Source organism: Rhodopseudomonas sp. AAP120 (assembly GCF_001295845.1).
In the GTDB taxonomy this organism is placed as follows: domain Bacteria; phylum Pseudomonadota; class Alphaproteobacteria; order Rhizobiales; family Xanthobacteraceae; genus Rhodopseudomonas.
Genome location: NZ_LJIC01000046.1, coordinates 62,094 through 84,669 on the forward strand (window position 1 = coordinate 62,094; position 22,576 = coordinate 84,669).

The 22,576-nt window shown below is 65.4% G+C and carries 22 protein-coding genes and 1 pseudogene; 12 read left to right on the forward strand and 11 right to left on the reverse strand.

The genetic code is table 11. From position 1 onward, the window contains the following. Positions 1-456 precede the first annotated feature (456 nt). The 3 genes from IP86_RS08455 to flaF all read left to right on the forward strand — a co-directional run bounded on the left by IP86_RS08455 (position 457) and on the right by flaF (position 4,058). Positions 457-3,114 carry a DUF1522 domain-containing protein gene (locus IP86_RS08455; RefSeq protein WP_054162074.1) on the forward strand — a complete coding sequence of 886 codons (2,658 nt, stop codon included), beginning with the start codon at positions 457-459 and terminating at the stop codon, positions 3,112-3,114. 192 nt (positions 3,115-3,306) lie between these two features. Beyond that, positions 3,307-3,687: a flagellar biosynthesis repressor FlbT gene (gene flbT, locus IP86_RS08460; protein ID WP_054162075.1), complete on the forward strand. Its 381-nt coding sequence runs from the start codon at positions 3,307-3,309 to the stop codon at positions 3,685-3,687. Positions 3,688-3,689: 2 nt separating this feature from the next. After that, the gene (gene flaF, locus IP86_RS08465; protein WP_054162076.1) at positions 3,690-4,058 is read left to right on the forward strand and encodes a flagellar biosynthesis regulator FlaF; all 369 of its coding nucleotides are present in this window, start codon (positions 3,690-3,692) and stop codon (positions 4,056-4,058) included. 120 nt (positions 4,059-4,178) lie between these two features. Here the strand turns inward: flaF and IP86_RS08470 are convergent, their stop codons facing one another. The 4 genes from IP86_RS08470 to IP86_RS08485 all read right to left on the reverse strand — a co-directional run bounded on the left by IP86_RS08470 (position 4,179) and on the right by IP86_RS08485 (position 6,773). Next, positions 4,179-4,559, reverse strand: a complete 381-nt coding sequence (locus IP86_RS08470) for a hypothetical protein (RefSeq protein WP_054162077.1) — start codon at positions 4,557-4,559, stop codon at positions 4,179-4,181. 231 nt (positions 4,560-4,790) lie between these two features. After that, positions 4,791-5,279 (reverse strand): hypothetical protein, encoded by a 489-nt coding sequence (locus IP86_RS08475; RefSeq protein ID WP_054162078.1) that lies wholly within the window; start codon positions 5,277-5,279, stop codon positions 4,791-4,793. 31 nt (positions 5,280-5,310) lie between these two features. After that, positions 5,311-5,652, reverse strand: coding sequence for a flagellar assembly peptidoglycan hydrolase FlgJ (gene flgJ / locus IP86_RS08480; protein WP_054162079.1), 342 nt, complete (start codon positions 5,650-5,652; stop codon positions 5,311-5,313). After that, positions 5,652-6,773, reverse strand: a complete 1,122-nt coding sequence (locus IP86_RS08485) for a flagellar basal body P-ring protein FlgI (RefSeq protein WP_054162080.1) — start codon at positions 6,771-6,773, stop codon at positions 5,652-5,654. Before IP86_RS08485 ends, flgJ begins: the two co-directional genes overlap by 1 nt. A gap of 310 nt (positions 6,774-7,083) precedes the next feature. Between IP86_RS08485 and IP86_RS08490 the strand changes: the two genes are divergently transcribed. Together IP86_RS08490 and dksA are read left to right on the forward strand one after the other, a co-directional pair. Continuing rightward, positions 7,084-7,500, forward strand: coding sequence for a flagellar assembly protein FliX (locus IP86_RS08490; RefSeq protein WP_054162081.1), 417 nt, complete (start codon positions 7,084-7,086; stop codon positions 7,498-7,500). A gap of 186 nt (positions 7,501-7,686) precedes the next feature. After that, the gene (gene dksA / locus IP86_RS08495) at positions 7,687-8,052 is read left to right on the forward strand and encodes an RNA polymerase-binding protein DksA (protein ID WP_234831092.1); all 366 of its coding nucleotides are present in this window, start codon (positions 7,687-7,689) and stop codon (positions 8,050-8,052) included. Between the two features lie 149 nt (positions 8,053-8,201). On the opposite strand, the gene IP86_RS08500 is transcribed toward dksA, so the two are convergent. After that, a complete protein-coding gene (locus IP86_RS08500; protein ID WP_054162083.1) occupies positions 8,202-8,474 on the reverse strand; it encodes a DUF3551 domain-containing protein in 273 nt (90 codons plus the stop codon). A 170-nt stretch (positions 8,475-8,644) separates the two neighbouring features. Beyond that, positions 8,645-9,208 carry a TetR family transcriptional regulator gene (locus IP86_RS08505; protein ID WP_054162101.1) on the reverse strand — a complete coding sequence of 188 codons (564 nt, stop codon included), beginning with the start codon at positions 9,206-9,208 and terminating at the stop codon, positions 8,645-8,647. A 155-nt stretch (positions 9,209-9,363) separates the two neighbouring features. Between IP86_RS08505 and IP86_RS08510 the strand changes: the two genes are divergently transcribed. Further along, positions 9,364-10,560: an efflux RND transporter periplasmic adaptor subunit gene (locus tag IP86_RS08510; protein WP_245290570.1), complete on the forward strand. Its 1,197-nt coding sequence runs from the start codon at positions 9,364-9,366 to the stop codon at positions 10,558-10,560. A 12-nt stretch (positions 10,561-10,572) separates the two neighbouring features. Beyond that, positions 10,573-13,734 carry a multidrug efflux RND transporter permease subunit gene (locus IP86_RS08515; RefSeq protein ID WP_054162085.1) on the forward strand — a complete coding sequence of 1,054 codons (3,162 nt, stop codon included), beginning with the start codon at positions 10,573-10,575 and terminating at the stop codon, positions 13,732-13,734. A gap of 132 nt (positions 13,735-13,866) precedes the next feature. Here the strand turns inward: IP86_RS08515 and flgH are convergent, their stop codons facing one another. From flgH to flgF, 4 genes are read right to left on the reverse strand one after another with little or no spacing between them, the layout of a single operon-like run. Continuing rightward, on the reverse strand, positions 13,867-14,625 hold the full coding sequence (gene flgH, locus IP86_RS08520) for a flagellar basal body L-ring protein FlgH (RefSeq protein WP_054162086.1): 759 nt from the start codon (positions 14,623-14,625) through the stop codon (positions 13,867-13,869). Between the two features lie 5 nt (positions 14,626-14,630). Continuing rightward, on the reverse strand, positions 14,631-15,707 hold the full coding sequence (gene flgA, locus IP86_RS08525) for a flagellar basal body P-ring formation chaperone FlgA (protein ID WP_054162087.1): 1,077 nt from the start codon (positions 15,705-15,707) through the stop codon (positions 14,631-14,633). A 12-nt stretch (positions 15,708-15,719) separates the two neighbouring features. Next, on the reverse strand, positions 15,720-16,508 hold the full coding sequence (flgG, locus tag IP86_RS08530; RefSeq protein ID WP_054162088.1) for a flagellar basal-body rod protein FlgG: 789 nt from the start codon (positions 16,506-16,508) through the stop codon (positions 15,720-15,722). An 11-nt stretch (positions 16,509-16,519) separates the two neighbouring features. Then, positions 16,520-17,281, reverse strand: coding sequence for a flagellar basal-body rod protein FlgF (gene flgF, locus IP86_RS08535; protein ID WP_054162089.1), 762 nt, complete (start codon positions 17,279-17,281; stop codon positions 16,520-16,522). A gap of 361 nt (positions 17,282-17,642) precedes the next feature. Here flgF and fliL point away from each other — a divergent pair, with 361 nt between their 5' ends. The 4 genes from fliL to IP86_RS08555 are packed head-to-tail and all read left to right on the forward strand — an operon-like array spanning position 17,643 to position 20,565. Beyond that, complete coding sequence (gene fliL, locus IP86_RS08540) at positions 17,643-18,146, forward strand: flagellar basal body-associated protein FliL (RefSeq protein ID WP_054162090.1); 504 nt, start codon at positions 17,643-17,645, stop codon at positions 18,144-18,146. Between the two features lie 6 nt (positions 18,147-18,152). Beyond that, on the forward strand, positions 18,153-19,355 hold the full coding sequence (gene fliM, locus IP86_RS08545) for a flagellar motor switch protein FliM (protein WP_054162091.1): 1,203 nt from the start codon (positions 18,153-18,155) through the stop codon (positions 19,353-19,355). Continuing rightward, a complete protein-coding gene (locus tag IP86_RS08550; RefSeq protein WP_054162092.1) occupies positions 19,352-19,789 on the forward strand; it encodes a DUF6468 domain-containing protein in 438 nt (145 codons plus the stop codon). Before fliM ends, IP86_RS08550 begins: the two co-directional genes overlap by 4 nt. Then, a complete protein-coding gene (locus tag IP86_RS08555) occupies positions 19,786-20,565 on the forward strand; it encodes a MotE family protein (RefSeq protein ID WP_054162093.1) in 780 nt (259 codons plus the stop codon). Before IP86_RS08550 ends, IP86_RS08555 begins: the two co-directional genes overlap by 4 nt. Positions 20,566-20,616: 51 nt before the next feature. Here the strand turns inward: IP86_RS08555 and IP86_RS08560 are convergent, their stop codons facing one another. Next, positions 20,617-20,946, reverse strand: coding sequence for a GrlR family regulatory protein (locus IP86_RS08560; RefSeq protein ID WP_054162094.1), 330 nt, complete (start codon positions 20,944-20,946; stop codon positions 20,617-20,619). A gap of 356 nt (positions 20,947-21,302) precedes the next feature. Here IP86_RS08560 and IP86_RS08565 point away from each other — a divergent pair. Further along, positions 21,303-22,576, forward strand: a pseudogene (locus tag IP86_RS08565) (tetratricopeptide repeat protein); the annotation flags it as partial.

Consider the following 22,576-nt stretch of genomic DNA (forward strand, 5'->3'; position numbering starts at 1 on the left):
TCCGAGTCGCTCGTGTAGATCGCGCTGATACTCGGGTCGCGGCGTAAATTATCGATTAACCATGTCGCCGGCCGGACGGAGTCTCACCAGTCCCTTAACGGTGGCCGGAAAGCTGCGGCGACGAGCCCGAATCAGGCCCGTCCAGGGACCGCTTGCCGGTGCCCAGGTCCCGCGCCGCCGCTTCCTGGCATTGAAAAGACACGGATTTTTCCGCCGGGCGGGTCCTTAATCGGCTGTTAACCATATCTTAAAGACCCCTCGGCATAGTCCCCATGCTCAGGAAGAAGGTAGGCCGAGAATCGGCCGTGCTGATCCGGACCGTGCGCGAGTGCGGCCGAGGTCCCTCTCCAGAACAGGCGTCTAAACACAACCGGCAAGCGTCGCGGCACTGCCCCGACGCGAGCAGCAGCGTACGACCGAAGTCGTCGCCCAGCGCGGATCAGGAAGGTTTGCACCATGTCTGATGTGGTTCTCTCGGCAGCGGTTCGCCAGAATCTGCTTTCGCTGCAATCGACCGCTGAATTGCTGTCGACCACCCAGAATCGGCTGGCGAGCGGCAAGAAGGTCAACACCGCGCTCGACAATCCGACGAACTTCTTCACCGCGGCAGGGCTCGACAGCCGCGCCAGCGACATCAACAACCTGCTCGACGGCATCAGCAACGGCGTGCAGATCCTGCAGGCGGCCAACACCGGCATCACCTCGCTGAACAAGCTGATCGACACCGCCAAGTCGATCGCCAACCAGGCGCTGCAGTCCAACGTCGGCTACTCCACCAAGTCCAACGTCTCGGCGACCATCGCGGGCGCCACCCCGGACGATCTGCGCGGCACCCAGACCTTCGCCAGCGCGACCGCCACCAGCGCCGTGGTCAACGATGGCAGCGCCGGCGGCACCAACGGCGTGTCGCTGACCGACACGCTCGGTGGCGGCGTCGGCAGCATCAGCGGCACCGCGATCACCAAGGCGACCGCGGCGGACGCCACCGCGACCGGCGCCGTGCTCTACACCGGCACCGCGACCGCGACGGCGACCAGCGCCGACTTGATCAGCTCGCTGACCAACGGTTCGACCGTGACGCCGACCGGCCCGCAGGCCGGCGACTCCATCACCGTCAACGGCAAGACCGTCACCTTCACCACCACGGGCTCGGCCAGCGCCGACAGCAACGGCAACTACACGATCGGCATCAACCAGCCGATCAGCGCGCTGCTGGCCACCGTCGACACCATCAACGGCAACACCAGCAATCCGTCGGTGGTCGATGCCAACGGCCACATCCAGCTGCACACCGGCACCAACCGGGCGCTGTCGGTCAGCGACTCGACGGGCGGCCTGGTGCTGGCGAAGCTCGGCTTCGGCGCCACCGTCAACGTCGCGCTCGGCACCGGCGCGGCGACCGCGATCACCGCCACCACCAAGCTGTTCAACTCGGTCGGCGGCCTCGGGCCGGCGATTGCCGACGGCACCACGCTGACGGTCAACGGCAAGTCGGTGGTGTTCAAGTCGAGCGATCCGCCGAGCGCCGCGGGCCTGCTCGCCGGCTCCGGCGTGCTCGGCAACATCGTCACCGATACGTCGGGCAATTCGACGATCTATATGGGGACGAGCAACACCTTCACCTCGGCCACGGTCGGTGACGTGCTCACCGCGATCGATCTGGCCAGCGGCGTGAAGACGGCGACGATCTCGGGCGGCGTCGCGACGTTCTCGGCCAACGGCACGCCGTCGCAGCTCAACTCCGGTGCGGTGACGCTGCAGACATCGACCGGCGCCGATCTCAGCATCACCGGTCCGGCCGATTTCCTCAACTCGCTACGCCTGACCGGCTCGACCGGTCCCGGCCCGGCGACGATCACCGCGACCCGCACCACCAGCTCGTCCACGATCGGCACGCTGATCGAGGATGGTTCGACGCTGAACGTCAACGGCAAGACCATCACCTTCAAGAATGCGCCGACGCCGACGCCGTCCCTGACGCATCCGGGTGTCACCGGCCACGTCGAAACCGACGGCCTCGGCAATTCGACCGTGTATCTGCAGGGCGGCACCATGGCCGACGTGCTGACCGCGATCGACCTCGCCACCGGCGTGCAGACCGCGAAGCTCGCCCAGGGCGGCGCGACGCTGACCACGCAGACCGGCTCGGCGAACTCCTCGCTGTCGAGCGGCTCGCTGAAGATCTCGACCGGCAGCGCCTCCGACCTGACGATCAGCGGCACCGGCAACGCGATGCTGGCGCTCGGCCTCGCCGGCAACACCGGCACCTCGACCGAGTTCAAGGCCTCGCGCGCCTCGGGCAGCGGCGGCGTCGCCGGCAAGAGCCTGACCTTCACCTCGTTCAAGGGCGGCTCGCCGGTCAGCATCACCTTCGGCGACGGCACCGGTGGCACCGTCAAGTCGCTGGCGCAGCTCAACGCCAAGCTCGCCACCAACAACATGATCGCGCAGATCGACGCCAACGGCCTGCTGACGATTTCGTCCAACAACGACTACGCGTCGTCGACGCTCGGCTCGGTCGCGGACGGCGGCACGCTCGGCGGCACCATCACGGCGACGCTGACGTTCAGCACGCCGAACCCGCCGGTCGCCGACGTCACCTCGCAGATGGCGCGCGCCAAGCTGGTCGAGCAGTACAACAACGTCATTCAGCAGATCACCACCACGTCGCAGGACGCCTCGTTCAACGGCGTCAACCTGCTGAACGGCGACACGCTGAAGCTGGTGTTCAACGAGACCGGCAAGTCGACGCTGAACATCGTCGGCACCGCGCTCAGCCCCGCTGCGCTCGGCCTGCCGACGCTGGTGTCCGGCGTCGACTTCATCGACAACGCCGCCACCAACAAGACGCTGGCGGCGCTCAACACCGCGTCCACCACGCTGCGCTCGCAGGCGTCGTCCTACGGCTCGAACCTCTCGATCGTGCAGATCCGTCAGGACTTCGCCAAGAACCTGATCAACGTGCTGCAGACCGGCTCGTCGAACCTGACGCTGGCCGACACCAACGAAGAAGCCGCCAACAGCCAGGCGCTGTCGACCCGTCAGTCGATCGCGGTCTCGGCGCTGTCGCTGGCCAACCAGTCGCAGCAGAGCGTGCTGCAATTGCTCAGGTAATCGTCGCGGTGAACGGCGAGGGCGTGCGCGCCCTCGCGTAATCTCCGCGATTCGTCGGCCCGCAACGCTGCACTCGACTTATCGCCCGAAACACGACATTGGATCGCGACGCAAAGCCGGCGCATAACCGGCGCACGGTCGGGCGGGACGATTCGTCCTTGGTCGCATTCAACGCAATCAAAGGAAAACACGATGCCATTGCGAGTCGAATTGAAGCCGTTCGAGCGGATCGTGATCGGGCAGAGCGTGATCACCAATTCCGACTCACGCACCACGTTTCTGATCGACGGCGACGCGCCGATCCTGCGCGAGAAGGACATCCTCACCGCGGAGACCGCCAACACGCCGGTGAAGCGCGTCTATCTCTGCGTGCAGATGATGTATCTGCAGAACGACATTCCGGCGTATCAGGATCTCTATCTCGGCTTCATCAAGGAATTGCTCGAAGCCGTGCCGAGTTTTCGAGACACGATCGAGGCGACGAGTAATCTAATTTTAAGCGGCCAGCTTTATAAGGCTTTGAGGGAGTTGCGGCCTCTCATCAAGCGTGAAGAAGAATTGCTGCAGAGGTAGTCATGTCGAGTGCTGCTCAAGCGTACGCCCGCACCGCGCAACGAACGGCTTCCCCGCGTGAGATCGAAGCCCAGGCGTTGCTCAAGGCCGCACGGCAGCTTCAGGACGTCGTCACCAACTGGAACGAGCGCGGCGCCATCGGCCTCAACGAGGCGCTGATGTTCAACCGCAAGCTCTGGTCGATCTTCGTCAGCGACGCGCTGCGCGACGACAATCCGCAATCGCTGGAGATCCGGCAGAACATCGCCAATATCGGCGTGTTCGTGCTCAGCCAATCGGCCGCGCTGCAGATGTCGCCGCAGCTCGAGCCGCTCAACGCCCTGATCGAGATCAACCGCAACATCGCCGCCGGCCTCAGCGGCCGTCCCTGATCCGCGCGGACTTTTTCTTTTCCCATCTGCAGATATCGGTCCGCCGTCAGCCGCGGACATGCGTCCACGCCCGCGCTCGCACAGGCGAGCCGGGACAGCACAGCGATCGGCGGCGTGCGTTCAGGCGATGCGGTTGGTCGGGATCGGACCGGTGCGCTGCTGAAGCTTCGACTGATCCTGCTCGCGGAAGTAAGCGCGCGCCTTGAGCTGCCAGGATTCCGGGTACTGATTGAGCACCTCGGACGTCGACTCGTCGACCGACACGAACACCATCGCGGCCGCGGCCTGATCGAAGATCACCTGGCGCGAGATGGTGTCGGCGCCGACCTTGGCGGCGTTGCTGGCGATCGCATTGCTGCTGGCGCCATTCGCCGTCGCGGACACGCTTTGCGGCGCAGGCAACTGCGTCGCCACCGCGGATTGGACCGCCTCAGGCTCCGGCCTGATGACGGTTGGGATCACCAGCTGCCCGACGGGCTTCACGGTGAAGTCGAAACTCATGGCAGCCTCCTGGCTCCATCAAGGTAAATCCACCCCTCCGGTCCAGCATGCTGCACATAACGCTTGAATCTAGTCCTGCAATCTGAGCGTGCATTTGATTCAAATTGCTGACATTGCGAGGCAACGGCGCCCGTTTGGGCGTCCGGCTCGCTGCCTCAGGTTTGCCACATGATTTCGCGGCCGCTCGGCCCCGCTACGGGCGCAGCCGCATACCGTGGCGGAGGCGCGTGGCTACAGCGATCGGCTGACCGCGATCGGCGTCAGATTGCGCGGTCCCGGCGCGGCGCGCTTGCCGGCGGCCGTATAGGTCTGCGGAATATTGCGGCGCTGCACCTCGGCATTGACGCCGCGCACGATGCCTTCCGAGACCGCATGGGCGGTCGCCAGCACCGTGAGATTCACCTGCAGCATCGCACGAAACACCTCGTGGTGCCGGTGCAGCGTGCCGAGCAGATCCGGCGTCGCCTTGGCCATATAAGGCTGGCTGGCACGCACCAGCGTGATCGCCGCGATGTAGCGCTTGGTGAGTCCGTTCTTCTGCTGCTCGAGCTTCATCGCCTCCGGGATCTTGCCGGCGCGGACCAGTTCGGTCTCGCGTTCGATCAGCGCCAGCAGCTCGTTCATCACGGCGGTCAGCGTGTTCGCAAGTTGGCGCGCATCGTTCGGCGAAGCGACCGGCTGTACGGGAGCGGGGCCCTGCTGGCGTTGCATCTGCATCATCGCGTGGTCCTTTGCACTCAGGCCTTTACACTCAGGCCTTGGCGTTCGCTTGCTGAAGAATGAGGGTGCGGAAGACGTCGCTGGCGATGCCGACGCCGCCGGATTTCGCGATGGTCTGCGAATATTGCTCCGTCAGCATCGAACGCCACACGCCGGTTCCGACGGTGTCGCCGAACGGGCCTTCGCCCTTCAGGCCGCTGGTCATCTGCGAGAACATCGAGTTGAGAAACATCGCCTCGAAATCGCGCGCCGAACTACGCGCTTTCGCCTGAGCCTCGGGCGAGACTTTGGGCAGCGCCGCGGCGAGATCGTAGTCGGGGCGGCCGTTGCGGATCGGGATCGTGGTCGAAGCCGGCGTCGGGACGATCGACATCACATCACCTCGATGTCAGCTTCGATGGCGCCCGCCGCCTTGATCGCCTGCAGGATGCCGATCAGGTCGCGCGGCCCGATGCCGAGGCCGTTGAGGCCGTCCACCAACTGCTGCAGCGACACGCCATCCTTGACCAGTGCGAGTTTCTTGCCGTCTTCGGTGACGCCGACCCGCGTGTTCGGTGTCGTGACGGTACGGCCGCGCGAGAACGGATTGGGCTGGCTGACCTGCGGGCTCTCGGAGATCGAGACGGTGAGGTTGCCCTGCGCAACCGCGACGGTGGCGACGCGCACGTCGCGGCCCATCACGATGATGCCGCTGCGCTCGTCGATGATGATCTTGGCGGCCTGATCCGGCTCGACCTGCAACTGCTCGATCTCGGTGAGGAACGCCACGGCGTTGCCCTTGAACTCCGCGGGAATCGAGAGTTGGACGGTGGAGGGATCGATCGGCTCCGCGCTCTTGGTGCCGAGGAAGTCGTTGACCGCGGCGGCGATGCGCTTGGCGGTGGTGAAGTCGGCGTTGCGCAGCGCCAGCCGCACCATCGGCAGGCGGTTCAGGGCGAATTCGATCTCGCGTTCGATGATCGCCCCGTTGGCGATGCGGCCGACCGTGGGCACGCCGCGGGTGATCTTGGCGGCCTCGCCCTCGGCCTGGAAGCCGCCGATCGCCAGCGAGCCCTGCGCCACCGCATAGACGTTGCCGTCGGCGCCGAGCAGCGGCGTGACGAGCAAGGTGCCGCCCTGCAGATTCTTGGCGTCACCGAGCGCCGACACGGTGACGTCCATGCGCGTGCCCTGGGTGGCAAAGGCGGGCAGATTGCCGGTGACCATCACGGCCGCGACGTTGCCCGTGCGGATGGTGGCGCCGCGGATGTTGACGCCCATTCGCTCCAGCATCGCCTGCAGCGACTGCTTGGTGAAAGGGATGTTGTTGAGGGTGTCGCCGGTGCCGTTGAGGCCGACGACTAGGCCATAACCGATCAACTGGTTCTGCCGCACGCCCTCGATATTGGCGAGGTCCTTGATCCGCGAAGTGGCGCTGGCCGCCACGCCCGACAGCAGCAGCGCGGACAGAGCGGCTGCGGCCAGCTTCAGGATCGTGGTCGAAACGCTCGGCATTCTCGGGCTCCTCAAGGGCTATCGCGTGCACGCGCGACTCGGCCTCAGCATTGGTCTTGCGAGACCCGTGCCACCCGGGAAGATCAGTTTAAGCATATGATATATTTCGATAAAGCGTGCCGGGCGGCCCGTGGTGAAGTGAGCTGGCCACGGCAAAACTGCGCCGGCCCGGCAAAATTTGCCGGCCCGTTTACGCGGCGTTAACCATATCTGGCGACGGTGGGTTCCAGGGCTCTGAGCGGCCTTGTCAGCTTGGGTGTATGCTGTTCAGGCGCGGCGCCTAGCCAGGAACTGTCCGGCGAGAGAGACCATGCGAATTTACGGCCCGAACGGCACCACCACGTCGACTTCCACCGGCCCGGTCCGCCGGACCGGCTCGAGCACCTTTTCGCTGCCGACCACGACGTCACAGCCGGAGCCGGAAGCACGGGCGGTGCACGCACCGCTGGCACCCACCGGTCTCGAGGCGCTGCTGGCGATGCAGGGCGTGGAGGATGCCACCGAACGGCGCAAGCGCTCGGTCGCGCGCGGCCGCTCCGCCCTTGACGTGCTCGACGACCTCAAGATCGGCCTGCTGGCCGGCAGCTTCAACCCGTCCACGGTGGCGCGGCTGCGTGCCGCCGCTGCGGAGCTGAAGGCGTCGTCGGGCGACCCCGGCCTCGACGCGGTATTGGCGGAGATTGAGCTGCGGGTCGAGGTCGAGCTGGCCAAGGCCGGCCAATACTGACCGTCCGTAAGGAAGTTCCTTTCCTGCTTGTGCACCCCGTCGCGGCGGGCGGCGGACGATATTGTCTGTCATCGGCGCGCGCTATATAAGCTGCCGCGCAGGCGGGACTTTTTGCCGCCCAACGAGATCATGGATTGCCCCTTGGATAAGTTGAAAAGCTATCGACCCTCCGAGAAAGAGCCGTTCATGAATGAACGGCAACGCGAGTATTTTCGTGCGAAGCTGCTGGCCTGGAAGGACGAGATTTTGCGAGAAGCAAAGCTCACGCTCCAGACCCTCCAAGAAGAAAACGTCAATCATCCCGACCTGGCCGACCGCGCCTCGTCGGAGACCGACCGCGCCATCGAACTGCGCGCGCGCGATCGGCAGCGCAAGCTGATCTCCAAGATCGATGCGGCGCTGCAGCGCATCGAGGACAACACCTACGGCTATTGCGAAGAGACCGGCGAGCCGATTTCGCTGAAGCGGCTCGAAGCCCGTCCGATCGCGACGTTGTCGGTGGAAGCCCAGGAGCGCCACGAGAAGCGTGAGAAGGTCTATCGCGACGAGTAGTCGGGCAGCCCCGGCTGATCGCCGCGCGCTGAAAACGGGCGCTTAAAAATTCAAGGCGCCGTTCCTGATCGGGAACGGCGCCTTTGTTCTGACCCGGTGAGCTTGTCGCCGCAGATCGTCGCTGCGCTGGACTGCGAGACCGTCCCAGCTCAGTGCCGGCGGGCGCGGCGCGGCGGCGGTGCGGACTCGTCGATCGGCGCCGGCTGTTGGGCGCGGAACGCAAACACCGGATTGACGTCGCAATAGGCCTTGGTGCCGGACGCCGTCACCATGCATTGCTGGTACGACTCGAACTGGCAGTTGCCGGGATAGCCCCATTCGCCGCCCTGCAGGCAGTAGGGAAAATCGCGCGCGTGAGCCGGCGCTCCCGCGAAGCTGAAGATCGTCGCGGCCGCGATCAGCGCGGCGCCCGTCCTGGTCATTTCTTATCTCCATCATGCCTGCGCCTGCGGGGGCAGGGATCGTCAGGCTGACGGGAAAATAATGACCGCGCCGGCCGATACAACTGCGATGCGGGAATGAGCGCGATGCGCCGGTATGAACGTCCAGCAACGATCTTAGGATCGGGCTGCGGGCGGTCGCGAAGCTGCGGTCAGTCTTTCCGGGTCATCGCCAGCAGCCGCGCCAGCAACTTCTTGCGGCTCATCCGCAAGTCGGGCGCAAGCGCGGTGAGATCCGCCAGCCACGCGCCATCGGCGGCGAGGCGGACGATTTCGAGTGCTGGCGCAGAGTCGGTCTTCTTGTGCTTGCTCATCCGCGCGCGCATCCAGTCCGACCAGCGCGGGCGCAACAGCGGGTCGGTCATCATCGAGACCGCCAGCGCGCCGCCGCACTGGCCTTCGTCCGCTTCGCCGAGCGTGAAGGTGGCCATCACATAAGCGCGAGTGAAGCAGCCATAACTCGAGTTGTCGTGCTGGAGCGCATCGTCGACCGCCGCGCCGAACACGTCGAGCTGCTCGTCGAAGACCGCCTCGATCAACTTCTCCTTGCTGGAGAAGTGATGAAAGAGACCACCCTTGGTGACGCCCGCCGCGGCCGCCACGGCCTGGACGGTGACGGCCTGAAGCCCGCGCTCCATTGCCAGCTTGGCGGCGCAGTCAATCAAGGCGCGGCGCACGACCTCAGGTTGCTTCTTTCGCTCATAAGCCGTGCTCATGCGTCGCGACACTTTCTAAGTGGGCTGCCCAAGTCTTGATGGCGCCCCGTTGCCATTGTCAAGAATGTAATATACCAACCGGCCGGTATCTTTTGAGACGACGTGCTGCGGCTTGGTGCGAGAGGCGCGCCGCCGCTCCGACCAGAGGTGAGTTCGTGACGACGAAGACGATGGCCGGCTTGCGCTCGGTCGGTGCCGTGGCCGTGATGGTTGCGCTGACCGCGGGCCTGATCGGCTGCAGCGACAAGCAGGCCGAAGCCGATAAGACCAAGCCGCCGGTGACGGTGAGCGTGGTCACGGTGGCACCCGAGACCGTGCGGATCATCAGCGATCTGCCGGGCCGCATTGCGCCGACGCGGATCGCCGAAGTGCGGCCGCGCGTGTCCGGCATCATCGTGGAGCGGGTGTTTAAGCAAGGGACCATCGTCAGGCAGGGCGACGTGCTGTACCGGCTCGATCCCGCGCCGTTCCAGGTCCGCGTCGCCAGCGCCAAGGCGGCGCTGCAGCGTGCCGAGGCGACGCGCACGCTCGCGGCACAGCAGGCCGAGCGCCAGACCCGGCTGAAGGACCGCGACGTCACCACCGGCCAGCTTTACGACAAGGCGGTCGCAGAGCTGGCGCAGGCCGAGGCGGATGAGGCCTCCGCACGCGCCGGCCTGCAGGCCGCCGAGCTCGATCTGCAATACACCGAAGTTCGCGCACCGATCACCGGGCGTATCGGGCGCGCGCTGATCACCGAGGGCGCGCTGTTCACCGTCGGCGGCAGCGAAAGCCTGGCGACGATCCAGCAGCTCGATCCGGTCTATGCCGACTTCACCCAGTCGGCTAACGAGCTGTTGGCGCTCAAGCGGGCCGCGCAGCAGTCCGCGAAAGCCGGCGACGCGATCGAAGCCGAGGTGCGGCTGCGGTTCGACGACGGCGCCAACTACGCGCACCGTGGCCGGCTGCTGTTCTCCGAAGCGTCGGTCGATGCCAGCACCGGGCAAGTGACGCTACGCGGCGAGTTTCCCAATCCGGACGGCGATCTGTTGCCCGGCATGTATGTTCGCGTGCAATTAGTACAGGGCGAGCAGTCCAATGTACTGGCGGTGCCTGAGCGCGCACTGCGCCGCGATCCCGGCGGGCAGGCGCAGCTCTACGTCGTGTCGGCCGACCGCAAAGCCGAATTGCGGCCGGTGACGCCGGCGCGGTTGGTCGACGGCCGCTGGATCATCGCCAGCGGCCTCAACCCCGGCGACGCCGTGATCGTGCAAGGTTTCCAGGCGCTGTCACCGGGGGCTCCGGTCGACCCGAGGCCGTGGCCGGGCATCGTCGCGGGCGGCACCGCCGGCGCCGCCTCGCGCGCGAAGTGAGGCCCAGCCGTCATGCCCGATTTCTTCATCTCGCGGCCCGTGTTCGCGTGGGTCGTCGCCATCTTCATCATGATCGCCGGCGCGTTGGCGATTCCGTTTCTGCCGGTCGCGCAATATCCGAACATCGCCCCGGCCAAGATCTCCGTCACCGCCAACTATCCGGGCGCGTCATCGGAAGAGATCTATCAGGGCGTCGTCCGGCTGATCGAAGACCAACTCGCCGGCATTCCCGGTCTGATGTATTTCGAGTCGACCACGGACGCGACCGGCCAGATCTCGATCGAGGTGTCTTTCCAGCCGGGAACGTCGCTGGCGCAGGCCACTGTGGACGTGCAGAACCGCATCCGCCGCGTGGAGTCGCGGCTGCCCAGCGCCGTGACTCAGCGCGGCATTCTGGTCGACGAGGCGTCGAGCACTTTCCTGATGTTCATCTCGGTGCAGTCGATCGACGGATCGCTCGATAGCATCGCGGTCGGCGACTACATCACCCGCAACATCCTCAGCGAGATCCGTCGCGTCGAGGGGGTCGGCAAGGCGCAGCTGTTCGGCACCCAGCGTTCGATGCGGGTGTGGATCGATCCGGACAAACTGTTCGGCGTCGGGCTCACCGTCAGTGACGTTACGGCTGCGATCGCCGCGCAGAACGCGCAGGTCGCGGCGGGGCGGATCGGTGCGATGCCCAACCCGGTTTCGCAGGAAGTCTCGGCGCCGGTGCTGGTGAAAGGCCAGCTCGGAACGCCGGACGAGTTCGGCGCCATCGTGTTGCGCGCCAACCGCGACGGTTCGTCGGTGCGGCTGCGTGACGTCGCGCGGATCGAGGTCGGCGGCGAGGACTACAACACCGACAGCCGGCTCAACGGCAAGCCCGCGGCCGCGATCGGCATTCAGCTCTCGGCGACCGCCAACGCACTCGCCACCTCGGACGCCGTGACCGCCAAGATGAAGGAGCTCTCGAAGTACTTCCCGAAAGGGATGACCTATGAGATTCCCTACAATACCACGCCATTCATCAAGGCCTCGATCGAGAAAGTGCTGTACACTCTGGCCGAGGCGATCGCGCTGGTGTTCGTGGTGATGTTCCTGTTTCTGCAGAACATCCGCTACACCCTGATCCCGACGCTGGTAGTGCCGATCGCGCTGCTCGGCACCTGCGCGGTGATGTTCGCCACCGGCTTCTCGATCAACGTGCTGACGATGTTCGCGATGGTGCTGGCGATCGGCATTCTGGTCGACGACGCGATCGTCGTGGTCGAGAACGTCGAGCGCTTGATGGCGACCGAGAGGCTGTCACCGCGCGAGGCGACCATCAAGGCGATGAAGCAGATCAAGGGAGCGATCGTCGGCATCACTTTGGTGCTGACGGCGGTGTTCCTGCCGATGGCGTTTTTTCCGGGCGCGGTCGGTATCATCTATCGGCAGTTCAGCCTGACCATGGTGGTGTCTATCCTGTTCTCCAGTTTCCTGGCGCTGACCCTGACGCCGGCATTGTGCGCGACGTTCCTGAAGCCGGTGCCGGAGGATCATCACGAGAAGGCTGGATTCTTCGGCTGGTTCAACCGGACTTTCGCGCGCGTCGCCGGACGCTATCGCAATGGTGTCGGCTGGGCGACCGCGCGGACCGGGCGGCTGATGGTGGTGTATCTGGCGCTGCTGGCGGGATTGGGCTGGGCCTACCTGCGCCTGCCCGCGGCGTTCCTGCCGACCGAAGACCAGGGCTATCTGATCGTCGACATGCAGGCGCCGTCGGAAGCGACGCAGACCCGCGCGATGAATTCGATCGAACAGGCCGAGAAGGTGTTCCTCGCCGATCCCAGCGTTTCGCAAGTCTTCACCGTCTCTGGCTTCAGCTTCTCGGGCAATTCGCAGAGCGCCGCGGTGGCGTTCGTGACTCTCAAGGACTGGAGCGAGCGCGGTCACGACAACGCGGGCGCAATCGCCAGGCGAGCCAATGTCGAACTGGCGAAGATCGGCGATGCCGCGGTGATGGCGTTCGAGCCGCCGCCGATCGACGGCCTCGGCAACTTCACCGGCTTCACCTTCCGCCTGCAGGATCGGGGCAGCCGCGGCACGGCGGCGCTCGAGGATGCCGCGACGCGCCTGACCGCGGCAGGCACCGCCAGCCCGGTGCTGACCGGTGTGCGGGTCGAGGGCTTGGCCAACTCGGCGCAGTTGCATCTGGTGATCGATCGCGAGAAGGCGAACACGCTCGGCGTATCGTTCGCCGACATCAACGCGACGATCACCGCGAGCCTCGGTTCGACCTATGTCAACGACTTCCCCAATGCGGGGCGGATGCAGCGTGTCACCATCCAGGCGCAGGACGATCGGCGGATGCAGGCGGACGATCTGCTCAAGCTGAATGTGCGAAACGCTGCCGGTCGGATGGTGCCGCTGTCGGCGTTCGCGCGGACCGAATGGTCGAAGGGGCCGATCCAGGTGATCGGATTCAACGGCTATCCGTCGGTGCGCTTTGCCGGCGATGCCGCGCCGGGCCACTCTTCGGGCGAAGCGATCGCCGAGATGGAGCGGCTGGCCGGGCAGTTGCCGAGCGGCTTCGGTTTCGAATGGGCCGGGCAGTCGCTGCAGGAAATCCAGTCCGGCAATCAGGCGCCGTTCCTGCTCGGGCTCAGCGTGCTGTTCGTGTTTCTGCTGCTGGCGGCGCTCTACGAGAGCTGGTCGATCCCGCTGTCGGTGATGCTGGTGGTGCCGCTCGGCATCATCGGTGCGCTGCTGGCGGTGATGCTTCGCGACATGCCGAACGACATCTACTTCAAGGTCGGCCTGATCGCGATCATCGGACTGTCCGCCAAGAACGCGATCCTGATCGTGGAGTTCGCCAAGGATCTGCACGCCGAGGGCAAGTCGCTCCGCGACGCGGCGATCGAGGCGGCCGCGGTGCGCTTCCGGCCGATCATCATGACGTCGCTCGCCTTCATCCTCGGCGTCACGCCCCTGGCATTCGCCACGGGCGTCAGCGCCGGCAGCCAGAACGCGATCGGCACCGGCGTGTTCGGCGGCATGTTGTCCGCCACCGTGCTGGCGGTGCTGTTCGTTCCGGTGTTCTACGTCTTCGTGCTGCGCAGGGTCGAGCGCAAGGCGTCGGCTGCCGAGGCGACCACGCAACGGTCAGAGCCGCCGGATGTGCATCCACAACCGCCTCTCGCGCGATCGTAGCGACGGCCTCCGCCGCTCGCCGAAAAGGCCGCGGCCTCCGTCCGGAGGGAGAGCCGGAGGAGGCCGCGTTGGAACACCTGACCGCGCCTAGGTTCGCGGTCGGGTGTGGGAGCTCTTGTCGGATCGTGATGATTAGAACGGCAGCAGCACGTCCATCACCTGTGAGCCGTAGCGCGGCTGCTGCACGTCGGTGATCTGGCCGCGACCGCCATAAGCTATACGGGCCTGTGCGATCTTGCTGCTGTCGATGGTGTTGTCGCTCTGGATGTCTTCCGGCCGGACGATGCCGGCGACGATCAGTTCGCGGACTTCGAAGTTGACGCGGATTTCCTGCTTGCCCTCGACCACCAGGTTGCCGTTCGGCAGCACCTGCGTCACCACCGCGGCGACGCTGGTCTGCAAGGCTTCCTGCCGCTGCACCGAACCCTTGCCGTCGCTGGTGGAGGTCGAGTCGGTGGTCAGGATGCGGCCCGGCAGCACCGCGGCGGCGGGCGCCGTGATGGTCTTGCTGCCGATGAAATCGGTGATGCCGGAGTCCTCGGTGTTTTTCCGGCTGCGCTGGGTCTCATTGGCGATGTTGGCCTTGTCGGTGAAGTTCACCGTCACCGTCATGATGTCACCGACCTTGGCGGCACGCTGATCGCGGAAGAACGCGCGCGAGCCGTTCCGCCACAGCGAGTTGGCGTTGTAGGACGCGACCTCCGGCTTCGGCATCGGCATCTGCACCGGCTTGTAGCCGGGCTGCGTCGTCGGATTTTCGATCGCGCTCAGCGCCGGCCGCTCGCCGATCGAAGCGAGCCGGTCGATCGAGGAGCAGCCGCCGGCGAGACCGCCTGTCCCGACGAGTGCGGTGATCAGGACGATGCGGTTGATTGGGGCGAACTTGAACATTGAACTCACTCGGGCTTCGCGGAGGCGGACGTTCGGGCGATGGCGGGTTCGGGTGTGGTGGCCGGTGCAGCGCTGGCGAGGACGCGCGGCACCGCGACCGACACCATCACCTGGCCGCGTCCGACGACGGTCGCGGTCACGGTGCGCTTGGATTGCAGATTGAGCACGTTGATGACGTCGCCTTCGGTACCGGTTTCCAGCGCCTTGCCGCGCGAAGTGAGATAGATGCCGGCGGCCTGGTAGATCAGCGTCACGCCCTGGTCGCGCGTGACCAGATCGGGCTTGGAAAGGTCGGCGGTGCGCAGGATCTGGCCGCCGCGCAGGGTACGTCGGGTTTGCATGCCGAGCGCGGCGTCGTACGCCACCGTATCGGAGGCGATTTCCGCTTTCGGCCGGCGCTCGATCGCGAGGTCGGAAGCCTTGATGACTTCATTGCGTTCGACCGGCCGGGTCAGCACCGTCACCTTGGCGGTTTCCACCACCGTCCCGGTGGCGCGCAGCCGCACCGGGGCGGCATCGGCGCCCCCGGCGATCTCGAAGCTGAAGTCGAAGCGGCCGCTGCGACGGTCGAAACGATCGGCAACGAGTTGCGGCGCGCCGTCGAAGTTGGCTGGCAGGGTGCGCGCTTCGATCTCGCGGTCCCAGCTCAGCGCCAGGTCCTCGGCCTCACCGAAGCCGTGGCGCCGCTGCAGCGTGTCGATCACCTGCTGTTCGATTTCCTTCGCCGGCAGATTGCGGGCGAGGCGCGTCACGGTGACTTCGCGGATGTCGCGTGTATCCACGCCGATTACTTGATGAGCGCGTAGCGCGGCGATCACCGCCGCGGTCGACAGGGCACCGGTCGTGCCCAGATCGGGCGCGCGATACACTGGAATCTGCGCGGCGACACCAGCATTTTCGATCAGGTCGCCGATCCGCACCAGTTCGTCGGACACATCGATATGGGCGCGCAGCACCGGCGTGCGCAGGACTTCTTCGATCTGCGGCGACAGTGCGGGCACCGCAGCCGGTGCAGCGGGTTCGGCTGCGACGGCCGCGAGCGGCGCGGTGAGCAGGGCGGCGGCGAGGAGCGAGCGGATCATCGGTCAACTCCCTCAGCGGAACATGTTGGAGGTGGATTGCAGCATCTGGTCGGCGGCGCTGACGACCTTGGCGTTCATCTCGTAAGCGCGCTGCGCGGCGATCAGGTCGGAGATCTCGTTGACGACCTCGACGTTGGCCTGTTCGAGCGTCTTCTGCATGATGTCGCCGAGACCGTCGTTGGTGGCGATGCCATCCTGCGGCGGTCCGGAAGCCTGCGTCTCGAGGAACAGATTGTCGCCCTCCGGCTGCAAGCCGGTCTTGTTGATGAAGCGCGTCAGGCCGATCTGACCGATCACGGTCGGCGTGGTCGAACCGGAGACCGTCACCGAGACCTGACCATTGCTGGCCACCGTGATGCCGTAGGCGCCGTTCGGGATGGTGATGGTCGGCTGCACCGGATTGCCGCCGGCGGTCACGACGCGGCCGGTGTTGTCGGTGGTGAACGAGCCGTCGCGGGTATAGCGGAACGTGCCGTCCGGCATCTGGATCTTGAAGAAGCCCTCGCCGCGAACCGCGAGGTCGAGGTCGTTGCCGGTTGTCGACAGCGTACCCTGCGTCATCAGCCGCGGCGTGCCGACGGTCTTGACGCCGCCCCCGATATCGACGCCGACCGGGATGATCGTACCCTGGTCCGACGCCTGCGCGCCGACGCGGCGGACGTGATCGTAGATCAGATCCTGAAACTGTGCGGTCTGCTTCTTGAAGCCGGTCGTCCGCATGTTGGCGATGTTGTTGGAGATCACCTGGACGTTGAGCTCCTGAGCGGCCATGCCGGTCGCTGCGGTGTAGAGTGCGCGCATCTCAGGTCTCCTTACGCCGGCACATCAGCGAGCCGCTCGATCGCGGTCTTCTGCAGATCGCCTTCCTGCTGCAGCAGCGAGGCGACGGACTGGTAGGAGCGGGTGACGGCGATCATCCGCGACATCTCGGAGACGGAATTGACGTTCGACTTCTCGACGAAGCCCTGGCGGACGGCCGCCTTGGTATCCGGCGCGCCAGGATCGTTGGTGGCGGCGAACAGGTTGCCGCCCTGCTTCTCCAGGCTCTGCGGCCTTGCGAACGACACCAGCCGCAGCTTGCCGCGCAGCGAGTCGATGGTGGCGGTGCCCTCGAGCACGCTGACATTGCCGTCGGCCGCGATGTTGATCGCCTTGTCGGTCGGCTGAAACACGATCGGGCCCGAATTGCCGAGCACCGGATAACCCGAGGCGTTGACCAGCTGGCCCTGCGGATTGATTGTCAGCTTGCCGTCGCGGGTGTAGCGCTCGCCTGCCGGCGTCTGCACCACCAGGAAGGCCGAGCCGTCGATCGCGATGTCGAGCGGGTTCTTGGTTTCCTCCAGCGGACCGGAGGAGAAGTCGTGATAGGCGGCGCGGTCCTGCACGAAGCTGACGCGGCGGTCCGGCGACGGGAAATTGTCTTCATGCGCTCCGGTGTTCAGGAATTCCTGAAACATCGAGCGCTCGGCCTTGAAGCCGTTGGTATTGATGTTCGCCAGGTTGTTCGCGACGACATCCATCTGTCGTTCGAGCACGACCTGCCGCGACAAGCCGACCAGAAGCGTATTCTGCATCGGTGGTTCTCCCTTTAAGGATCCGCCTCCAGTCCTCCCAGACCTTCAGTGGATCTCCGTGAACCGGCGCTCTCCCAAGCGCTGGTTCGCCCCTTGGTCTAGCGAGGGTCGTGCCAACCCGCAAATTATCGTCTTTTCAATGCTTTATCGATTCTAGGAGAGGCGCGGAGGTCGGCAATAAGGACTTGTTGACCATGTTGCCCGGCAAAAACTTCCTAGCGGGAGCCGGTCTGGAAAGGTTCCGTTAACCATTGCGACATTAGCGTCAGGCAATCAGGGCTCGAGGCGCTGGCGGCTTTAGTATCGCGTTAACGGTTCGCCTGGACGGCACATCGGCTCTTCTTGCAGGCGGACGCGGCCGATGGCGGATACAGAGAAACCGGAAGAAGGCGCCGAGGGCGCCGAAGGCGCTGCGCCGAAAAGCAAGAAGAAGCTGATCATCATCGCCGCGGCGGCTCTGCTGCTGGTTGGAGGCGGCGGTGGCGGCGCGTGGTTCTTCCTGTTCAAGGGGCACGGTGCCGAAAAGGATCACGCCGAGCACGTCGAGAAGGTGAAGCCGCCGAATTTCGTCGAGGTACCCGAGATCATGGTCAATCTCGCCGGCTCTCCGGGCGAGCGGGTGCAGTATCTCAAGGCCAAGATCGTGCTCGAGGTGAAGGACGACAAGCTCGCCGAGCAGATCAAGCCGACGATGCCGCGGATCACCGACCTGTTTCAGACGTACCTACGCGAACTGCGCTCGAACGACCTCAACGGTTCGGTCGGGATGTTTCGGATGAAGGAAGAGCTGACCCGCCGGGTCAACGTCGCGATCGCGCCTGCTCAGGTGAACGCGGTGCTGTTCAAGGAAGTGCTGGTGCAGTGAGCTGACATGGCCGGCCAGGAACAACTCGACCAGGACGCCATCGCCGCCCAATGGGAAGCGTCGATGGCCTCGGAAGATCCCGAGGCCGCAGCGAAGGCGGCGCAGGAGAACGAACTTACCGGGACGATGGCGGAGCAATGGGCCGCCATGGTCGACGACGGCGGCCGCGATCTCGGTGGCGGCAAGAACGGCGGCGAGCGCGTGCTGTCGCAGGAGGAGATCGACAATCTCCTCGGCTTCAGCGTCGGCGAGGTCAATCTCGACGAGAACTCGGGCATTCGCGCGATCATCGACTCGGCGATGGTCTCCTACGAGCGTCTGCCGATGCTCGAAATCGTGTTCGACCGCCTGGTGCGGTTGATGACGACGAGCCTGCGCAATTTCACCTCCGACAACGTCGAAGTCTCGCTCGATCGCATCACCTCGGTGCGGTTCGGCGACTACATGAACTCGATCCCGCTACCGGCGGTGCTGTGCGTGTTCAAGGCCGAGGAGTGGCAGAACTTCGGACTCGCCACCGTCGACTCCAGCCTGATCTATTCGATGATCGACGTCCTGCTCGGCGGCCGGCGCGGCCAGGCATCGCTGCGGATCGAAGGGCGGCCGTACACGACGATCGAAACCAACCTGGTGAAGCGGCTGCTCGAGGTCGTACTCGCCGACGCCGAGCAGGCGTTCCGGCCGCTGTCGCCGGTGGCATTCTCGATCGACCGGCTCGAGACCAACCCGCGCTTCGCCGCGATCAGCCGCCCGGCCAACGCCGCCATCCTGGTCCGCCTGCACATCGACATGGAAGACCGGGGCGGCAATATCGAACTGCTGCTGCCCTACGCCACGATCGAACCGATCCGCGGCGTGCTGATGCAGATGTTCATGGGCGAAAAATTCGGCCGTGATCAGGTCTGGGAAGGTCACCTCGCGACCGAGATCGGCCAAGCGGATATTTCGGTCGACGCCGTGCTGTACGAAGCCGAGGTGCCGCTCAAGCAACTGATGGCCCTGCAGGTCGGCGACACGCTGCCGCTGGAGCTGCGCGCAGATGCGCTGGTCGCGGTGCGCTGCGGCAACGTCACTCTGACAGAAGGGCGGATGGGTCGCGTCGGCGACCGCGTCGCCATTCGCGTCACCAAACCCCTGCGCAAGCCGGTCACGACCTACGCGATGTTCGAACGGACCGACGAGCAAAGCAAAATGATGGAGGCACAATGAGCCATACCCTGGGACTCGTCATCGAAAGCCTCGTCGCCGTCCTGTTGCTGCTGACGATTGGTTATTGCTGGCTGCTCAACAAGCGGCTGCTGCGCCTCAAGGCCGACGAGCAGTCGCTGAAGGCGACGATCGGCGAACTGATTACCGTCACCGAGATCGCCGAGCGCGCGATCGGCGGGCTCAAACTCACGGTTCGCGAGGTCAACGAGAACCTCGGCCGCGATATCGCCTCGGCGAGCGCGATGTCGGAGCATCTCAAGAAGCAACTCGCCGAAGGCGACAACGTGCTGCGCAGGCTGTCCAAGATCGTCGCTGCCGCGCGGCCGTCGTCGGAGCAGCCCGATGCGCAGCCGACGCTCTCGGCCGCGCGCGCCAACGCCGCGGCGGCTGAAGCCTTCGCCGAACGGCGACGACACAGCGGCCTCGCTGCATGAACGCATTTCGGGACGTCCGCATCCTCCCGGTTGTACTGGTTGCGATCCTCGGCCTTGCCGTGCTGAAGATCGCCGGCCTGCTGCTCGATGGCGGCTACGTGTTCGACTACGATCCGAACACGAGCAAGCCGTCCTGGGCGCAGGCCAACCTGAACTATCCGGGCGGCGCCACCACCAAGGCGGCAGCGGATCCCGATCTGAATTCCGACATCACCGGCTCGGTCCAGGCGCCGCCGAAAAAGGAAGAGCCGAAGCCGGCCGTGGCAGCGCCCGAGGAGACCAAGCCTCCGGAAGAGCAGCCGCCTGCCATCTCGCCGTCCGAGCGCGCCATCCTGGAGCGCCTGCAGGCACGCCGGCAGGAGCTCGATGCCCGCGCACGCGAGGTGGAGATCCGCGAGAGCCTGTTGAAGGCCGCGGAAAAGCGCATCGAATCCCGGGTCGAGGAGATGAAGGCGACCGAGGGCCAGATCGGCAAGGCCAACGAACAGAAGAGCGAGGCCGACGCCGCACGCTTCAAGGGCATCATCACGATGTACGAGTCGATGAAGCCCAAGGATGCCGCGAAGATCTTCGACCGGCTTGAAATGCCGGTGCTGATCGAGATAGCTTCCCAGATCGCACCGCGCAAAATGTCCGATATTCTGGGCCTGATGACGCCGGAAGCTGCCGAGAAGCTCACCGTCGAGCTCGCGCGCCGCGCCAGCGGCAAAGGCGCGGCGACAGCCTCCGCTGCTGCGCTCCCGAAAATTGAGGGACGGCCGGTTCCTGCGCGGTAACTAATTACTCTTACTACAAGAACGAGGCGGGTGGTACGTCGCGCGGTCTGATCAGTCGCAGATCCGCGTCAGCACGGCCTTGAAGCCGAGCGCGGGAGCCTCGGCTGCGACGCCTTCGACTTGAGCAAAGTCGCCGATCGAGGAGCCGTGAAACTCGACTCGGACTTCGTCGACACCAAACACCGACGCGATGTTCGGATCGTTGGTGTGGCGGCGGCTGCTGATCTTGCCGCGGATTTTGCCGCCGTCCTGTTCGTAGGTGCCGATGTAGGCGAACGCGGAGCTGCCACCGCGCAGTTTGCCGTCCTCGGCGAAAACCACGCCGACGGCTTTGCGCCGCGGCGTTTCAAACTCAACTTTATACAATCCCTTCAACAGCATGACTAAAGCGGTCCCCAATTGAACGGCTGGTCGGAAGTCGCGCCTGTGCGGGTGCGGATATTGATGTGGGAAGAAAAGGAGGAGGTCCGCGCGAGGTCATACTACAAAAAACAGGATTAGCCGACCTATTTGAATCAAACTCGATGCAACCCAGCTGCCCGCCGGATTGTCGCACGGCTTTGATATCAACGGGTTCGGGCGATGGTTAAACCAACGTTAACGGCTTTCATGATGAAGTAACGTGGAATTGCCTGCGCGGCGTGCCGCGCGGGACGCGATGCGTCGGATAACGCGAAAGGGCGGCTTGGGTTCGTCCGTCAAACAGGGTCGTTGACCGGAAGAAACCGATGGCGCGGATGGCTGCCGTTGCAAACTGGTCGCAGGTGCTCTGCTGGCGCCTCGCACGAGTCTGCCTGACGTTGGCGCTCTGTCTCGGCGTGGTGCTGGCGGCGCACCCGGCCGCCGCGCAGGTGGTCCGCGGCGAGGCGAGCTTCGAGGCGACCGACGGCTATGGTCGGCTGTTGTTCAAACTCGCCGAGGACGTCGACTCCGACGTTGTGATGGCCGGACTGATCGTGGTGATCAGGTTCAAACGGCCGGTCGATATCCCGATCGACAAGTTGACCGACTCCGCGCGCGATTACATCGGTTCGGCCCGGCTCGATCCGGATGGCTATGCGGTCCGTCTGGCGCTGCTGCGCAAGTTCACCGTCAACCCGATGGTCGCCGGGGAGCGGCTCTATATCGACTTCCTGCCGGACAATTGGGTTGGCGCCCCGCCGAGCCTGCCGCAGGACGTGGTCAAGGCGCTGGCCGAACGCGCCCGGGCGGCGGAGCGTGCGCTGCGCGCCCAGCAGGCCAAGGCCGAGGTCAAGAAGCGGCCGCCGATCCGTGTTCGCGCCTCGATGCAACCGACCTTCGTGCGCTACGTGTTCGAAGTGCCCCCGGGCGTGCAGGTGTCGTCGACGCTGACGGAGAAGAAGCTCACGGTGCAGTTCAACACCGGGCTCAACTTCGATCTCGCCGATGCGCAGCTTGCCGGCGCGCCGAATGTCGGCGCGATCAGCCAGAAGATCGACGGCAACGGCTCGAGCGTCGACTTCACGTTGATCGGCGGCGCCGATGTGCGCTCGTTCCGCGAAGACAAGAACTTCATCGTCGACGTCAGCTTCCAGCCGCAGGAGAGCGAGCCGCCGAAGAAGAACGGCGCCGCGCTGGTGCTGCCGGAGATCGCCAAGATCGAAGCGGCCATGCCGGAAGCGAAGGCCGAGACCGCCAAACCGGATTCTGGCAAACCTGAGGCGAAGCCCGAGGTCGCAAAACCAGAGACCAGACCGGCGGTCGTCCCTGACCCGAAGGCCGGGGCGAAGGCCGAAGTCAGGCCAGAGCCGAAGCCGGATGCAAAGTCTGCCGCGAAGCCGGCCGCGCCATCGCCGGCCGCGCCCCCCGTCGCAGCTCCCAAACCGGCGGCGCCGGCTTCGCCCGCTGGGCCATCGGCCCGACTCGGCGACAAGCCTGTCGTTGCAGGCGCGCCGCCGACGATTGCCGCCGGACCGGTCGTCGCTGCGGCGGGGCCTGCGGCTGCGGCGATGGTGGCGGCAGCGGCCGCGCCCGTTGCCGCCGACAAGCC

Coding starts and splice junctions, on each gene's coding strand:
- IP86_RS08455 (WP_054162074.1), top strand. CDS start 457: ATGTCTGATGTGGTTCTCTCGGCAGCGGTTCGCCAGAATCTGCTTTCG.
- flbT (WP_054162075.1), top strand. CDS start 3,307: ATGCCATTGCGAGTCGAATTGAAGCCGTTCGAGCGGATCGTGATCGGG.
- flaF (WP_054162076.1), top strand. CDS start 3,690: ATGTCGAGTGCTGCTCAAGCGTACGCCCGCACCGCGCAACGAACGGCT.
- IP86_RS08470 (WP_054162077.1), bottom strand. CDS start 4,559: ATGAGTTTCGACTTCACCGTGAAGCCCGTCGGGCAGCTGGTGATCCCA.
- IP86_RS08475 (WP_054162078.1), bottom strand. CDS start 5,279: ATGATGCAGATGCAACGCCAGCAGGGCCCCGCTCCCGTACAGCCGGTC.
- flgJ (WP_054162079.1), bottom strand. CDS start 5,652: ATGTCGATCGTCCCGACGCCGGCTTCGACCACGATCCCGATCCGCAAC.
- IP86_RS08485 (WP_054162080.1), bottom strand. CDS start 6,773: ATGCCGAGCGTTTCGACCACGATCCTGAAGCTGGCCGCAGCCGCTCTG.
- IP86_RS08490 (WP_054162081.1), top strand. CDS start 7,084: ATGCGAATTTACGGCCCGAACGGCACCACCACGTCGACTTCCACCGGC.
- dksA (WP_234831092.1), top strand. CDS start 7,687: ATGAATGAACGGCAACGCGAGTATTTTCGTGCGAAGCTGCTGGCCTGG.
- IP86_RS08500 (WP_054162083.1), bottom strand. CDS start 8,474: ATGACCAGGACGGGCGCCGCGCTGATCGCGGCCGCGACGATCTTCAGC.
- IP86_RS08505 (WP_054162101.1), bottom strand. CDS start 9,208: ATGAGCACGGCTTATGAGCGAAAGAAGCAACCTGAGGTCGTGCGCCGC.
- IP86_RS08515 (WP_054162085.1), top strand. CDS start 10,573: ATGCCCGATTTCTTCATCTCGCGGCCCGTGTTCGCGTGGGTCGTCGCC.
- flgH (WP_054162086.1), bottom strand. CDS start 14,625: ATGTTCAAGTTCGCCCCAATCAACCGCATCGTCCTGATCACCGCACTC.
- flgA (WP_054162087.1), bottom strand. CDS start 15,707: ATGATCCGCTCGCTCCTCGCCGCCGCCCTGCTCACCGCGCCGCTCGCG.
- flgG (WP_054162088.1), bottom strand. CDS start 16,508: ATGCGCGCACTCTACACCGCAGCGACCGGCATGGCCGCTCAGGAGCTC.
- flgF (WP_054162089.1), bottom strand. CDS start 17,281: ATGCAGAATACGCTTCTGGTCGGCTTGTCGCGGCAGGTCGTGCTCGAA.
- fliL (WP_054162090.1), top strand. CDS start 17,643: ATGGCGGATACAGAGAAACCGGAAGAAGGCGCCGAGGGCGCCGAAGGC.
- fliM (WP_054162091.1), top strand. CDS start 18,153: ATGGCCGGCCAGGAACAACTCGACCAGGACGCCATCGCCGCCCAATGG.
- IP86_RS08550 (WP_054162092.1), top strand. CDS start 19,352: ATGAGCCATACCCTGGGACTCGTCATCGAAAGCCTCGTCGCCGTCCTG.
- IP86_RS08555 (WP_054162093.1), top strand. CDS start 19,786: ATGAACGCATTTCGGGACGTCCGCATCCTCCCGGTTGTACTGGTTGCG.
- IP86_RS08560 (WP_054162094.1), bottom strand. CDS start 20,946: ATGCTGTTGAAGGGATTGTATAAAGTTGAGTTTGAAACGCCGCGGCGC.